Genomic DNA, 14219 nt, shown 5'->3' with positions numbered 1-14219 from the left:
CCTCCCCCACACTGTCATCGCGTTATCCGCCACTGCACGATGGGAAAGCTGGCTTTCCAGCCTCGGCGTGTGCCAAGCGCCACTGCAGATGCCAGCTCCAGACGCTGGAGTTCACCTCCCACCTGCTGCTGCCAATGAGCCAGCAAGGATTCCGACTCCAGGGTAACCGCATTGGCCACCAGGCGGGTGCCAAGTGGCAATCTCTGCCACAGCGTTTCTAGCAACGCTTGCGATAGCCCTCCTCCGATGAATACCGCATCTGGCAGAGGCTGATCGTCCAGCACTTCCGGGGCGCGCCCTTCGACGACGTCGAGCCAGTCGACGCCCAACATCTCGGCATTGCGCCGCGCCCTGGCAGCACGTTGTTCATCGCACTCGAATGCCACCGCCTGATTATGCGGATGCGCCAGCAACCACTCGATGGCAACCGATCCGGACCCCGTGCCGATATCCCACAGCCGCTCCCCCGGAACCGGAGCCAGCGCAGCCAGTGTCATGGCACGCACCGTGTGCTTGGTGATCTGGCCATCATGTTCGAACAGGGCATCCGGCAGGCCGGGTGTCAGCGGTATGGCCAAACCGTCGCCATCCACACTCAAGCCCACCGCCAGCGGATACGCCATGTCATCCAGCAAGGTGGCGTCTGCCCGCACGCAACGTAGCCGTTCACTGTCTCCACCCAGTGCTTCCAATATGTGCAACTGTGAGGCCCCGAAGCCAAGGCGCACCAGCAAGGCAGCCAGTTCGGCCACCGCCTCGGCATCTCTCAACAGCACCAGCAAACGGCGCCCGCGATGCAGGTATGGCCGAATTCGCGTCAGCGGCCTGGCATGCAGCCCCAGGCATGAGCAGCGTTCCAGCGGCCAGCCCAGCCGGGCTGCCGCCAGGCTGAAAGTGGAAGGTTGTGGTATCGCTTGCCACTCTTCAGCACGCAGATGACGTTGCAGGGTCGAGCCAGCACCAAACCAGAACGGGTCTCCAGACACCAGCATCACGACCTTGTGCTTGTGTTCGCGTTCGGCCAATGCTCGCTCAGCCAATAAAAGCGGAATACCGTCGGCAAAAGGCACCGGCCATTCACGTACCTCGGCATCCAGCGGCGGCAACAGGCGCAGATGGCGACGCGCCCCGTAGATCACATCAGCACTTTCCAGCACATACCGGCTTGCTGGAGTCAGCCCCTCTGTGCCACCCTCGCCCCAACCGAGAAAGGTCAGCCAGGGAGCGTTATCAACGTCAGCCATCATGAAAGTCCTGATTCTGGGGGGAACCACTGAAGCCAGTGCCCTGGCCAACGCCTTGGCCGAGCGCTCCATTCCTGCGCTGTTCAGCTATGCCGGACGCGTGGCAGCACCCAAGGTGCAACCCTTGCCGACCCGCATCGGCGGATTCGGTGGCGTCGATGGCCTGGCGGCTTTTCTGGCGGAGCAGCGCATCACTCACCTGGTCGATGCCACCCATCCCTTCGCCGCTCAGATGAGCCAGCATGCCGTCGCGGCAGCCAGCCTCAGTGGCATTCCCTGCATGGCGTTGACTCGTCCACCCTGGCAGCCGGGGCCCGGCGACCGCTGGCATCATGTTGCCAGCATCGAGGCCGCGGTCGACGCTCTGGCAGGCCCTTCCCGGCGAATACTGCTGGCCATTGGCCGCATGCACCTCGCCAGCTTTGCCTCTCAGCCTCAGCACCACTATCTGCTCAGGCTGGTCGATGAACCCAGTACGCCACCTCCGCTGCCCCATCACCGCGTGATCGTTGACCGCGGCCCTTTCACGCTCGACAACGACCTGCAACTGCTGCGGGAACACCGCATTGAATGCCTGGTGTGCAAGAACTCCGGCGGAGAAGGATCCATGTCCAAGCTCATCGCCGCCCGTCAACTGGGGCTGCCGGTGGTGATGGTCGAACGTCACTCGCCGCCACAGCGGCAGGAAGTCCACGACGTTGACAGCGTCCTGGCCTGGCTTGCTCATGACACTGTCCCTGACGGGTCCGAGCTGGGAGCATAAAAACGCGGCGTATAAACCAGCGAGTCTCCTGCGCGCGGGATACAGCGCGTCAGGCTGGAACCGACAATCACCAACGTGCGCATGTCGGCCATATCCGGCGTGGCCTCACCGAGCGTCGTGACTCGAATGCGCTCCTCGGAGGTGGATACTGCCCGGGCAAACACGATCCATCGCTGTGCACCACAGGCTTCGCGCAATACCTCCAGGGTGCGTCCAAACCCTTCTGGCCGGGCCTTGGAGCGCGGGTTGTAGAATGCCATGGCAAAATCCGCCTCGGCAGCCAGACGCAGCCGCTTTTCGATCAAGGCCCAGGGCTTCAGGTTGTCGGACAGGTTGATGCAGCAGAAGTCGTGTCCCAGCGGCGCCCCTACCCGAGCACTGGCAGCCAGCATGGCGGAAATACCCGGCAGTACCTGAATATCCAGCGCTCGCCATTCTGGAGTTTCTGCCACCAAGCTCTCCAGGGCCTCGAACACTGCCGCCGCCATGGCGAACACCCCCGGATCGCCCGAAGAGACGACCACAACCCGGTGGCCGTCGGCGGCCATCTGCAAGGCATGTTCTGCCCGCCGGATCTCTTCACGATTATCCGAGCCGTGACGCACCAGTCCTGATCGCGCCGGCACCCGCTCGACATACGGCACATAGCCCACGACATCGGTGGCCTGCGCCAGTACGGCAGACACTTCTGGCGTGACCATCGTCTCGGCACCCGGCCCCAACCCGACAATCTTCAGCCAGCCACTCATGGTCTTCTCCCATTGCCATGGATCAGCAGAATGGAGAAATACGGCACGCTGCCGCTGACTTCAGTGAATGGCACCACCCGTTCCTGGGGCATGGCGGCATACTCGATCAACCAGGCTTCATTCTCTCGCCCGGCCCGTGACAATGCCCGCCGGAGCTTGTCCAGTTGGCGCCCGATCTTCATCACCACCAGGGCATCGGTCTGGGCAATGCGCTCAACCAGAGCATCTTCCGGCAATGTGCCCATCGCTACGGTCAGTACATCATCGCCCCAGGTCACCGGTCGGCCGGATGCGGTCCAGGCTGCGGACATGCCGGTGATGCCAGGTACCACCGACAACGCCACCCGCCCCTGCAAGCGCGTGTACAAGTGCATGAATGAGCCATAGAAGAAGGGATCGCCTTCACACAACACCACCACATCACGCCCTGCATCGGCAATCTCGATCAGCTGCGCCACGCTGCGAGCATAGAAAGCCGCCAGCAGCTCGTTATAGCGCGGGTCGTCGAAGGGGATTTCGGTGGTGACCGGATATTCCATCGGTAGTTCGACAGCACCTTCTGCCAGCAGGCCTTCGACAATGCTGCGCGCGTGGCCCGCCCGGCCTTTCTTGCGGAAGTAGGCGACATGAGAGGCCTGGCGAATCAGGCGGTCCGCCCTCACGCTCATCAGGTCCTGGCTGCCGGGTCCAAGGCCAACCCCGTATATGGTTCCCTGTGTCATTCGCTTCGGTCCGCCATGGCATTGATCGCGGCTACCGTCACTGCGCTGCCGCCGAGCCGCCCTTCGACAATGCAACATGCCAGTGATGCGCTCTCCCACAACGCCTGCTTGGATTCAGCCGCGCCGACGAAACCGACCGGACAACCGATAATGGCAGCAGGACGAGGGCACTGCGGGTCTTCCAGCATGTTGAGCAGATGGAACAACGCCGTCGGCGCATTGCCTATCGCCACGACCGCGCCCTCCATATAAGGCCGCCACAGCTCCACGGCAGCCGCAGAGCGCGTGTTGGCCATTTCCTGGGCCAGGCTGGGCACGCGTTCATCGTGCAGCGTGCAGACAATGGCATTGTCCTGCGGCAGGCGCTTGCGCGTGATGCCTTCCGATACCATGCGCGCATCACACAGAATCGGCGCGCCCTGTTCCAGTGCCTGCCGCGCCCTGTTCACCACATCGCCACGAAAGTGAATGTGTGCAGCCAGCTCCACCAGCCCACTGGCATGGATCATGCGTACCGCCACCGGCTCTTCTTCTGCTGCGAAGCGTTCCAGTTCGGACTCACGTCGAATGGTGGCGAAAGACTCTTGGTAGATCGCCGGTCCATCTGTTTCATAGACGTGGGGCATCATCCATCCTCTTCATGTAAGTTCTTAAAATTCGAGTCGATTCTTCAAATAAGCAATAACGTCGGATTCGCTGAGGCCGGTCATGTCAGGTGTACTGTCTGCACGACCATTCAAGACCACGTCGTAACGACCAGAACGCCCGACCAGGCTTACCTCGGCCGCCTGACAACGGGCACACCCCTTGGAACACCCGGACACATGCAGCGAGCCCCGAACCAGGCTGCTGACACCTTCGGCCAGGCCCAGGGTTGCGACACTGGCCTGCTCGCAATATGGAGCCCCCGGACATACATCCATCGACAAGCGAGGATCCCGGTTATCGTGCAGCAAGCCAGCAACAGGAATGGCGGGGGCACCGATGATCAGCAGACGACGCCATGGCGTCACGCGTACGCTGGTAACGGACTCAGGCTCAAGCGCACTGCGTAACACACTGGCTGCGACCCGTCCGAACGGCAGTCCCAGCAACATTCCCTGCGTCTGTTTTTCCACAGCTCGCTTTTCCAGCGTCAGGCTGCCCAGGGCCAAGCTGGCGCGAGCCTTGGCCGGTGCCTGTGTTGCCAACGCCCAGGAGGGTAATGGCACATCATGCCGGCACATGCGCCCAGCATCCCGCCCGCCACTCTCGACGAACCAGTGCGCCAGGCGAATCAGTTGCTCAACCGCGGCGTCGGCCGAGGCCATCGGCGTACCCAAGGCATGCCCATCGGCCCGCACCAGCAACGCTCCCGTTGCGCTCTGTTCAAGCCGAAAATCCGCCGAGACATCGCTCAGCAGCGGGAAACCGCTGGCATCGATGGCAAAGCCTATCTTGCCTGGCAACTCCGGCAACTCATCACGACGCGCGGACAACAGTCGAGCCACTTCATGTGTCGCATCACCGGCCTGCCAATCCGGTGCCAACAGCAAGGGCGGATGACGTTCGCCATGGGGATCCGGATCAATCAGCTCATGCTCGACAAGAAACGCCATCAAACTGCGCCAGACCGCTTCGGATACCCCCCGCAGTTGCAGGTTGGCCCGATTGGTGAGCTCTATCAGCCCACTGCCGAAGCGCTCCGCTGCCTCACACAGCGCCAGCATCTGGGTACGCGTCAATTGGCCGAACGGGGGACGTATGCGCACCAGCAGCCCATCGCCGGTCGGCATCGGCCGCCATGCTCCTGGGCACCAGCCCTTGATGCGCGGCTGCTCAACGCTCATGCGTACCCGCCTCCCTGCTTTCATCCATCTCGAGCAACAGGTCCTGCAGCGCCAGGTCACGTTGCTCGGGGTCTTGCCATAACCCACGCTGGGCAGCTTCCAGCAAGCGTTCAGCCATTTCTTCCATTGCCGCAGCATTGTGTGCACGCAGGAACTGCTGGTTGTCGGGATCCAGCACCAGTGCGTCGGTGACCTGCGCGTACTGGTAGTCCTCGATCAGATTGGTGGTGGCATCGTAGGCAAACAGGTAATCCACCGTGGCCGCCATCTCCGCGGCTCCTTTGTAGCCATGCTCGCGCATGGCATGGATCCACTTGGGATTGAGCACACGGGAACGCATCACCCGGGCAAGCTCCTGCTTGAGCGTGCGGATCTTCGGATGAGCCGGGTTGGCATGATCGGCGTGATAGATGAGCGGCTGACCCGAACCGAGAAAACGGCTGGCATTGGCCATGCCACCCTGAAAGGCGTAATAGTTGTTCGAGTCGAGGATATCGTGTTCGCGGTTGTCCTGATTGTGCAGCACGGCCTCCAGCCCCTTGAGCTGCTGTTCCAGCGCTTCCCGGGCGACGACACCCTCCTCGCCGGACTGACCATAGGCATAGGCCCCGGCCTTGAGGTAGGCCTGCGCCAGGTCATCGGCGTCATCCCAGGCGCGATTGTCGATCAGGCGGTTCAGTCCTGTCCCGTATTCTCCAGGCTTGCTGCCGAATACCCGGTAACTGGCTTCACGTTCGGCGATATCGCGCGCCATGCCCTGGTGCTCAAGTTGCTGGCGACGCGCCAGAACGGCCTGGCGAATGGTATTGGCGTTGCCGGGCTCTTCGTATCGGGCTACCGCCTGTACCGCGGCATCAAACAGGCGAATGACATTGGGAAAGGCATCACGGAAGAACCCGGATACCCGTAAAGTGACATCCACCCGAGGACGCTGCAGCAGCATGGCCGGGATCACCTCGACATCGATGACCCGCCGAGAGCCCATCGACCACACCGGACGCACCCCCATCAGGGCCAATGCCTGGGCAATGTCATCGCCTCCCGTACGCATGGTGGCGGTTCCCCAGATCGACAGCCCCAGCCGGCGCGGATAGTCGCCGTTGTCCTGCAGAAACCGCTCGACGAATGCCTGGGCCGATTTCTCGCCCAGCGACCAGGCCGCCGGCGACGGGATAGAACGATTATCCACGCTGAAGAAATTGCGTCCGGTGGGCAGAACATCCAGGCGCCCGCGGCTGGGGGCACCGCTTGGCCCGGGAGGAACAAAATACCCTTCCAGTCCATCCAGCAGGGATTGAATCTCCATCTTGGCCCCCTGCTGCATGGCCACCCACCATGTTTCTCGGGCATGACGGCATTGCTCAGCAGTGGCGGGATAATCAACCGCCAGCGTATCCAGGCACCCCGGCTCCACCACATAGGCCGCCACCAGCCGATGAGCCAGCAGCTCCAGGCGCTCGCGGGTATCCGCAGCACTGCGCCAGGTAGAAGGACTCAGTTCAGCCAGAACCTGAGGCTTCGGGCCCATCCAGGTCTCGTTGCCTGCCACCAGCGGATCGAACTGCCGACCTCCATCCTCAAGCAAGCCCAGATCGTCAGCCAGATTGTGCAACAGGCCCCTCTCGACAGTCCCTTCTCCACGCGGCAGGCGCAGAATGGCGACCAGGGTACCGGGCAGCTTTTCGCGTGGCGGCAGCGTACCCAATATGTGCAAGCCATGACGAATCTGGGCTTCCTTGATGTCGCACAGATAAGTGTCCAGCTCATTGAGCAGTTGCACGTCGTCCGTGCTATCTACCTTGTGTGCCAGTTCCTGGTCGATACCGGTGTCGCGCAAGTGTTGCAGAATGCGTTCACGCAGCAGGTTCTCGCGCTGCGGATCCATGCCCAGGGCCTGGTAATATTCGTCGCTCAGTGATTCCAGTTCCGCCATGGCTCCATACAGCTCGGCGCGAGCCAGCGGCGGCATCAGGTGATCGATGATGACGGCCTGACTGCGGCGCTTGGCCTGGGCACCCTCGCCCGGGTCGTTGACGATGAAGGGATAGAAATGCGGCACCGGCCCCAGCGCGATATCCGGCCAGCAGGTGGCGCTCAGGGCGGTACTCTTGCCCGGTAGCCATTCCAGGTTGCCGTGCTTGCCGACATGCACGACGGCATCCACTCGATAGTGCTCGCGCAGCCAGACATAGAACGCCAGATAACTGTGCGGCGGTACCAGCTGCGTATCGTGATAGCTCTGTGTCAGGTCATCGATGAAGTCCCGCTCCGGCTGAATGCCAACGAAGGTTTCGCCCAGGCGAACCCCGGCAATCATCAGCCGCCCATGGCGGCACTTGGGGTCATCTTCAGGCGCTCCCCAGCGCTGCCATACGGCTTCCTGAGCGGCGTCCGGCAAGGTCCGGAACCAGGCCAGGTAGTCGTCGAGCGCAAGACTCTGCCAGCAGCCGCGCTGGTCCAGCATGCGATGGTCATTGGTGATGACGCCCTGCAACAGCTCGATCAACGCATCCCCATCCTGGGGAATGTCGCTCACCGGATAGCCTGCCGCATGCAGTGCCCGCAGAATCTGCAGCGTCGATGCTGGTGTGTCGAGGCCCACCCCGTTGCCGATACGACCATCACGATTGGGGTAATTGGCCAGTACCAGCGCCAGGCGCTTGGCCTGGTTCGGCGTCCGTCGCAGCTCACAGAAGCGGCGAGCCAGCCGGGCGACGAAGGCCGCTCGTTCGGGGTGCAGAACATGCCGGATCACCGCCGTCTGGCAGCGCTCGCTATAGTGAGCTTCAGCCTTGAAGCCCACCGCCCGGGTGATGATGCGCCCATCCATCTCCGGCAGCACCACCTGCATGGCGACATCGCGACTGCGCAAACCCGCGGCCATGGACTGCCAGTCATCTTCACTGCTGCTCGACAGGATGGCCTGCAGCACCACTGGCCGTCCGACGAAAAGATCACCTGGTGCCGTATCCCCCGGCACCTCGTCAGCCGAGTTGCGGTTGACCGCAAAACCCGTGGTATTGACGATCAGGGTGGTGCCGGTCTGCTCGAGAAGATGGTTGATGAAGGCCACGCAGGATGCCTCCTTCAGCGAGGCCACCGCGACGGCCAGCGGCTCGATGCCCTGATGCTGCAGCGCTTCGATCAGGCCATCCAGCACAGCGGTATTGGCACCCTGCAGGTGGCTGCGATAGAACACCAGCAGACAGACCGGACGTCCAGGAGTTCTCTGTGCTTGCCACTCCGCCAGGCTCGCTTCGTGTCGACCGCCCCTGTGTCCGGGCCCTGTCGCCTGCGCTGCATGAGGCTCTTGTTGCTGCGCTGCATAAAGCTTGTTCTTCTGCGGTGCATAAAGCACGGCGGCAGGAATGGCCCTTGGCTCATGCCATTCGAGGGCCAGTCCCAGGCACTGTGCACCAATACGGCGGAGCAGCTGCTCGGCATTGTCCACGCCGCCTTCGCGCAGATAACGCCAGACGCCATGGGCCAGTTCGAAAGGCACGCTGGAATCATCCAGCAAGGCATCGTCGGGGGCATCACAGCCAGGCACCAGGATCAACTGACGCCCCTGGTCACGCGCCGCCCAGGCCAGCAAGCGCTCATGGCCGTATCGCCAGTAGCCACTGCCTCCCAGCAGCGAGACGATCACCACACGGGCCTTGTCCAGTACACGATCCTCATACAGATCGTAGGCTGCCGGCTTGACCAGGTTCATCCAATTGGCCAGCCGCACCGCCGGATAGTGATCACCGAGATGATCGACTGCCTGCGCCAGGGCCGACAGGCTGCTGTCGGCGGCTGACAGGATGACGATGTCTGCCGGACTCTGCTGCAGGTCGACGATGCCCTCGTCATCGACAAAGCCGCCCGGCTTGGCGGCAAACAGATGCATCAGTCGGCCGCCGCCATCTCGGCGCGGGACAGGGCTGCCTGCAACGCATCACGGTTCAGTTCCCTGCCGATGATGACAAGCTGAGTGAGCCGCGCTTCATCCTGCCCCCACAGGCGGTCGAAGTATCCCTCCAGACGCTCACCCACGGCCTGGATTACCTGGCGCATGGGCTTTCCTGGAAGGGCGGCAAAGCCCTTGGCACGATAGATCTCATGCCGCTTCAACAACTGCTGCAGTGTGTCTGCCAGGACGGCGCCATCGACTTCGCCCAGCCGGATCACGCAGGAGTCAAAGTGATCATGGGCATGGTCGTGGTGCGCCCCTTCGGCATGATGGCGGTCATGATGGTTGTCGATGCGATCGATGCCCTCTTCGCTCGCCGCACCGATACCCATCAGCGCCTCCAGCTGGGCGGTGTCCGTGGCCAGGGACTGATCCACGAACAGGGTCTTGACCGCTGCGGGGACTCGAGCACGCACCAGGGCCTCGACTCGCTCTTTTTCTTCGGCGCCAAGCAGATCGGTCTTGCTGACCAGCACCAGGTCCGCGGCACTCAACTGATCATCCAGGAGTTCGCGCAGGCTTGGGTCGTGGTCCAGGTTTTCATCAGCCTGCCGCTGAGCCTCGACCTTGTCGACATCGCTCGCATAGCGGCCAGCGGCAACCGCCGGCCCGTCCACCACGGTAATGATCGCATCGACGGTGCAATGCTGGCGGATCTCCGGCCAGTTGAATGCCTGCACCAAGGGCTTGGGCAGCGCCAGTCCACTGGTTTCGATGAGGATGTGGTCAATGTCATCACGGCGGGCCACGAGTTTCTGCATCACGGGCAGAAACTCTTCCTCCACTGTGCAGCAGATACAGCCATTGGCCAGCTCGTAAATACCGCTGTCGGCGCCTTGTTGAACCTGCTCTTCTTCACATCCCTGGGCACAGCTGCGTAGCAGGTTGGAGTCGATATCCTGCTCGCCGAATTCATTGACGATGACGGCAATGCGCTTGCCGCTGACCTGGCGCAGAATGCTGGCCAGCAGTGTGGTCTTGCCACTCCCCAGGAAGCCGGTCACTACCGTGGCAGGGATCTTGTTCAGTCGCATCCGTTGGTCTCCTCAGTCTCGATGTCGTAACGCCTTTCCGTGGCATCGCCCATCAGCAGGCGAGCAACAGCGGCTGGGTTGTCAGGGAAGAACAGGTGCAGATAGGACGCTGTCAAACCACGCAGGCGATAGATGGCTTCCCCGGGAGCAGGGTGACGCTGGCGTCGTCCGTGAGCGATTGGCTCAGGCGTGCCCTCTGCCACCGAACGGTGATGCGCATGCCCTTTGATGTCGCCTTCGGGCAGGACCGCCGTCTGCATGCCCTGGCAACCCCGTCGTCCGCGCATGGCGCCATATCCAGGCAACAGCCCCAGCATGGTGTGGGTCTGGTCGTCATAGTCGGTGAGGGTTTCCAGGCAATAGAGCAGACCACCGCATTCCGCGAGGATGGGCTTGTCCGCAGCGAAAAAGCGGCGGATGTCATCCAGCATGGTGGTATTCGCCGCCAATTGAGCAGCATGCAACTCGGGATAGCCGCCAGGCAGCCATAGCGCATCGCATGACGGCATGTGCGCATCATGCAATGGCGAGAAGAAATCCACCGTCGCCCCCATGCGTTCCAACAGATCCACATTGGCCTGGTAGATGAAGCTGAACGCGGTATCCCGGGCAATCGCGATGCGCTGACCATTCAGTGATGACAACTGCTGTGATGACAACGCCACGACCTGAGACTCAGGCACCGCATCGAAGCTGACGGGAGGCAGTTGCTCCAATGTATCGGCCAGGCCTTCGGCCAGCAGCACCTTGGCGCCCAGCTCGAAGCGCTCTTCAAGGTCGTCGCGAATCTCCTCGGCCTGGACCAGCCCCAGATGCCGCTCAGGCAGGGCCAGGTCCGCATTGCGTTCCACTGCCGCCAGCAGCGGAACAGAGACTGGCAATGCGGCTTCGATCAGCTCCCTGTGACGCGGCGAACCACAGGCATTGGCAATCATCCCGGCAATACGCAGGTCATCACGGAACCCGGCCATTCCGGCCACCAGAGCCGCAGCGGTCTGTGCCATGCCCTTGACGTCCATGACGATGACCATGGGCAGGTCGAACAACACGGCAAGGTCGGCACTCGATGGCTCGCCATCGAACAGCCCCATGGCACCTTCCACTACGATGAGGTCCGCCTCGCATGCGGCCTCATGCAACCGTTGCCGGCAATACGCCTCGCCCGCCATCCACAGATCGAGCTGTTCGACCGGCTGACCGGAGGCCTGGGCAAGTACCAGGGGGTCCAGGTAATCCGGCCCGGTCTTGAACACCCGGACCCGCTTGCCCCGCTGGCGCAGCATGCGTGCCAGTGCTGCCGTTACCGTCGTCTTGCCCTGCCCTGATGCAGGCGCGGAAATGAAGATGGCAGGACAGGCCGCACGCTCATTCGGGGTGAAGGTCGTGTCGCTCATCGTGACTCCATGTCCGTCAATCGCTGCATGGTCGGCAATAATTGGTACTGAGCCCTCAGTTGCTGGGCGATAAGCACACCTCGTCCCAGCTTGACCGGGGACTGCTCAGTATCCACGACGACACAGTCGCCCAGTGACGGCAGCCCCCCCATGGACTGTCGGGTACGACCATCGGTGATCAGGTAGGTACGCACATGCAGACCTGCATCCTGTCGCTGCCATTGGCGAATCAAACGAGCCGCTTGCAGCACGGCCTCGCGCAGCGGTGTGCCGCCACCCCCTCCTGCGCCATCGAGTCGCTGGAGCATGTCCTTGGGAGCACGCCGTCGCGGCAGGATGGGAGTGACACGATCATTGCCGAAGCCGTGCACCACCATCTGCTCCCGGGCCAGGTAGGCCTGCTCGGCCAATTGATCGACCAGCCCCTTGGCTCGCCCCAGCAGGCGGCGCCCCAAGGTGGAGCCCGAAGTATCCAGCAGGATGAAATGCAGCACCTGCTGTCCGCTGCGAGGCTTGCGATAGCGCAACTGTTGCCAGGGCCATTGACCACGATTGGCGACCAGGGTAGCGAACCAGTTCAGGGACTTCGCCTCGCGCTGCATCCTGTTGTGGGAGGAATAGCGTCCTGATGGCTGAGCCTTGTGGTGGATCTCCTGCCGGGACTTGCGCTCCCGGGACGGGGTCGTCAGTAACCGCCTCCTCGGCTTGCCGGTCACGTTACTCGCCAAGGCGACGGGAGGTACACTGACACTCTCGTGCGCCACGGGAGGCATGGCTCCCCATTGACCTTGAGCCTGCTCGCTTCCCGTCGATGCCTCACCATTGCCGCTTGCACACTCTCGACCGACCGTCAATAGAGCGGTTGCTGGACCGAGTAGCGCTGAGTGTGCTGTTCCTGAGCCCGCCGTTCCTGAATCCGACGCTCCTGAACCCCTGGAAGACGATCCGGGGTCAGCAGGTGGCGTGCCTGAATCAGGCGTCGTCACTCGGCGGTGTGCAAGCACCCAAGGCTCGACCGTGTCCAGGTCCTCACGACCTACCACCTCTGCACCTCGCCAGGCGGCATGGGCCTGGGCCGCCTGGTGCCAGGTGACATCCGCCCTCAGGCCTTCGACCCCCGCAGCCTCACAGCGCACAGCGACATGCTCATAGACCCAGGCCTCAGCAGTGATGTCGGCCAGCGCAGCCTGCGCGGTACGAATACGCTGGGTCAGCTCAGACTGAGCAAGCTCATGCTCCACCACATAGGCCCGTGGATCACGTTCATAGGCTTCGCGCTGTTGGACGATGGCAATCCGTTCTCGCACGCTCACTGCCATGTCCTGCTCAAGACACAGACCGAAGCGATCAAGCAGTTGAGGGCGCAGCTCCCCCTCGTCCGGATTCATGGTGCCGATCAGACTGAAACGAGCGGGGTGCGTATGGCTGATGCCATCCCGCTCGACGATATTGATGCCACTTGCGGCCACATCGAGCAGCAGATCCACCAGGCTGTCGGGCAACAGGTTGACTTCATCGACATACAACACACCGCCATCAGCCTTGGCCAGCAGCCCGGCATGGAAAGTCGCCTCACGCTCGGACAGCACCCGCTGCAGGTCCAGGCTACCGGTCAGGCGATCCTCGCTGGCGCCCAGCGGCAAGGTGACAAACGGAGGCCTGCGCCCCTGCTCGTCATCCGGCAGGATCGCGGCCAACGCACGTGCCAGGGTGGACTTGGCACTTCCCCGTGGACCACTGACCAGCACCCCACCCACACGAGGGTTGATAACATTGAGCAACAATGCCGTCTTCAACGCCTCCTGACCGACAACAGCGGTAAAGGGAAACTCAACCATGAACACCCTCATCGACACTTGCCGTGCTGCCTAGGCGCCGCAGGGCAATGACACACAGCAGTCCCGCCAGCAACCAGAACACGAGGTTGGTAAATCCAGACACCCAGATAAATTCCTGCTGCAGTGAACTCAGCGCCACGACGGCCTGGGGATCAGGGTGAGAGAACAGTGGCCCATCATGTGCAGGCACCCAGACATAGGGCAGCAGCAGAATGGGCAGCCCCAGCCAGCGTTTCCTGCCGCGCGCCAGGAACAACCACCCCAGGGCTGCCGCTGCCAGTGCGACCGTGGTGATCCACCATAGCTGGCGTGATTCGAGGGCAGCGGCTGCAGCACCCGGGATTTCCGGAGGCAACCCCAATGCCGGAGCGACAAAGATCGCCAGATAGCATAGTCCGCCTACCAGCAGGCCCCGTCCCGCCGTCAACGACAGCCGGCCACGTTCGCTTAGCTGGTTCATGAGTACCAAAAGAATGGCGGAGAAACCGATTCCGGCGAGAACATTGGAAACCGCGGTATAGAAATAACGCTCGGCACCATCAGCAGGCGTCCAGGCCTCTTCATCATGATGGTGCTCGGCCATGCCGGTCACTTCATGCGAATGGTCTAGATCTACCTCAGCGTGATGGTCACTGCCGATTTCATACTGCTCGGCAGCCAGCAGGATCGGAGTGACGCCCACCACCTGCAT

Annotated in this window: 11 protein-coding genes; 1 reads left to right on the top strand and 10 read right to left on the bottom strand. The window is 62.4% G+C overall.

The window, feature by feature from the left end; all coding sequences use genetic code 11:
• Window positions 1–14 precede the first annotated feature (14 nt).
• Window positions 15–1244 carry a precorrin-6y C5,15-methyltransferase (decarboxylating) subunit CbiE gene (gene cbiE, locus Q1K07_RS03400; protein WP_300308616.1) on the bottom strand — a complete coding sequence of 410 codons (1230 nt, stop codon included), beginning with the start codon at window positions 1242–1244 and terminating at the stop codon, window positions 15–17.
• Between the two features lies 1 nt (window position 1245).
• Here cbiE and Q1K07_RS03395 point away from each other — a divergent pair, with 1 nt between their 5' ends.
• Window positions 1246–2007 (top strand): cobalt-precorrin-6A reductase, encoded by a 762-nt coding sequence (locus tag Q1K07_RS03395; protein ID WP_300307863.1) that lies wholly within the window; start codon window positions 1246–1248, stop codon window positions 2005–2007.
• Here the strand turns inward: Q1K07_RS03395 and cobJ are convergent.
• The 9 genes from cobJ to Q1K07_RS03350 form a co-directional block, all read right to left on the bottom strand.
• Window positions 1968–2756 carry a precorrin-3B C(17)-methyltransferase gene (gene cobJ, locus Q1K07_RS03390; protein WP_300307860.1) on the bottom strand — a complete coding sequence of 263 codons (789 nt, stop codon included), beginning with the start codon at window positions 2754–2756 and terminating at the stop codon, window positions 1968–1970. The genes Q1K07_RS03395 and cobJ overlap by 40 nt on opposite strands.
• Window positions 2753–3478: a precorrin-2 C(20)-methyltransferase gene (gene cobI / locus Q1K07_RS03385; protein ID WP_300307857.1), complete on the bottom strand. Its 726-nt coding sequence runs from the start codon at window positions 3476–3478 to the stop codon at window positions 2753–2755. Before cobI ends, cobJ begins: the two co-directional genes overlap by 4 nt.
• The gene (locus Q1K07_RS03380) at window positions 3475–4107 is read right to left on the bottom strand and encodes a precorrin-8X methylmutase (protein WP_300307854.1); all 633 of its coding nucleotides are present in this window, start codon (window positions 4105–4107) and stop codon (window positions 3475–3477) included. The genes cobI and Q1K07_RS03380 overlap by 4 nt, the downstream gene beginning before the upstream one ends.
• Window positions 4108–4128: 21 nt before the next feature.
• Complete coding sequence (locus Q1K07_RS03375) at window positions 4129–5307, bottom strand: cobalamin biosynthesis protein CobG (RefSeq protein ID WP_300307851.1); 1179 nt, start codon at window positions 5305–5307, stop codon at window positions 4129–4131.
• Window positions 5297–9199: a cobaltochelatase subunit CobN gene (gene cobN, locus Q1K07_RS03370; RefSeq protein ID WP_300307848.1), complete on the bottom strand. Its 3903-nt coding sequence runs from the start codon at window positions 9197–9199 to the stop codon at window positions 5297–5299. The genes Q1K07_RS03375 and cobN overlap by 11 nt, the downstream gene beginning before the upstream one ends.
• The gene (gene cobW / locus Q1K07_RS03365; RefSeq protein WP_300307845.1) at window positions 9199–10296 is read right to left on the bottom strand and encodes a cobalamin biosynthesis protein CobW; all 1098 of its coding nucleotides are present in this window, start codon (window positions 10294–10296) and stop codon (window positions 9199–9201) included. The genes cobN and cobW overlap by 1 nt, the downstream gene beginning before the upstream one ends.
• On the bottom strand, window positions 10287–11690 hold the full coding sequence (locus tag Q1K07_RS03360) for a cobyrinate a,c-diamide synthase (protein WP_300307842.1): 1404 nt from the start codon (window positions 11688–11690) through the stop codon (window positions 10287–10289). Before Q1K07_RS03360 ends, cobW begins: the two co-directional genes overlap by 10 nt.
• Window positions 11687–13528, bottom strand: coding sequence for an AAA family ATPase (locus Q1K07_RS03355; protein WP_300307840.1), 1842 nt, complete (start codon window positions 13526–13528; stop codon window positions 11687–11689). Before Q1K07_RS03355 ends, Q1K07_RS03360 begins: the two co-directional genes overlap by 4 nt.
• A partial coding sequence (locus tag Q1K07_RS03350; RefSeq protein ID WP_300307837.1) for a CbtA family protein occupies window positions 13521–14219 on the bottom strand: 699 nt, incomplete at its 5' end. The genes Q1K07_RS03355 and Q1K07_RS03350, both read right to left, overlap by 8 nt.

The organism is Halomonas sp. (genome assembly GCF_029263665.1).
Taxonomy (GTDB): Bacteria; Pseudomonadota; Gammaproteobacteria; order Pseudomonadales; family Halomonadaceae; genus Halomonas.
Note: the sequence above shows the minus strand (reverse complement) of the source record. Positions and strands in the feature narration are given on the sequence as shown.

Bases quoted from the DNA above. Each gene is read 5' to 3' on its own strand.
- cbiE (WP_300308616.1), bottom strand. From the start codon at position 1,244: ATGGCTGACGTTGATAACGCTCCCTGGCTGACCTTTCTCGGTTGGGGC.
- Q1K07_RS03395 (WP_300307863.1), top strand. From the start codon at position 1,246: ATGAAAGTCCTGATTCTGGGGGGAACCACTGAAGCCAGTGCCCTGGCC.
- cobJ (WP_300307860.1), bottom strand. From the start codon at position 2,756: ATGAGTGGCTGGCTGAAGATTGTCGGGTTGGGGCCGGGTGCCGAGACG.
- cobI (WP_300307857.1), bottom strand. From the start codon at position 3,478: ATGACACAGGGAACCATATACGGGGTTGGCCTTGGACCCGGCAGCCAG.
- Q1K07_RS03380 (WP_300307854.1), bottom strand. From the start codon at position 4,107: ATGATGCCCCACGTCTATGAAACAGATGGACCGGCGATCTACCAAGAG.
- Q1K07_RS03375 (WP_300307851.1), bottom strand. From the start codon at position 5,307: ATGAGCGTTGAGCAGCCGCGCATCAAGGGCTGGTGCCCAGGAGCATGG.
- cobN (WP_300307848.1), bottom strand. From the start codon at position 9,199: ATGCATCTGTTTGCCGCCAAGCCGGGCGGCTTTGTCGATGACGAGGGC.
- cobW (WP_300307845.1), bottom strand. From the start codon at position 10,296: ATGCGACTGAACAAGATCCCTGCCACGGTAGTGACCGGCTTCCTGGGG.
- Q1K07_RS03360 (WP_300307842.1), bottom strand. From the start codon at position 11,690: ATGAGCGACACGACCTTCACCCCGAATGAGCGTGCGGCCTGTCCTGCC.
- Q1K07_RS03355 (WP_300307840.1), bottom strand. From the start codon at position 13,528: ATGGTTGAGTTTCCCTTTACCGCTGTTGTCGGTCAGGAGGCGTTGAAG.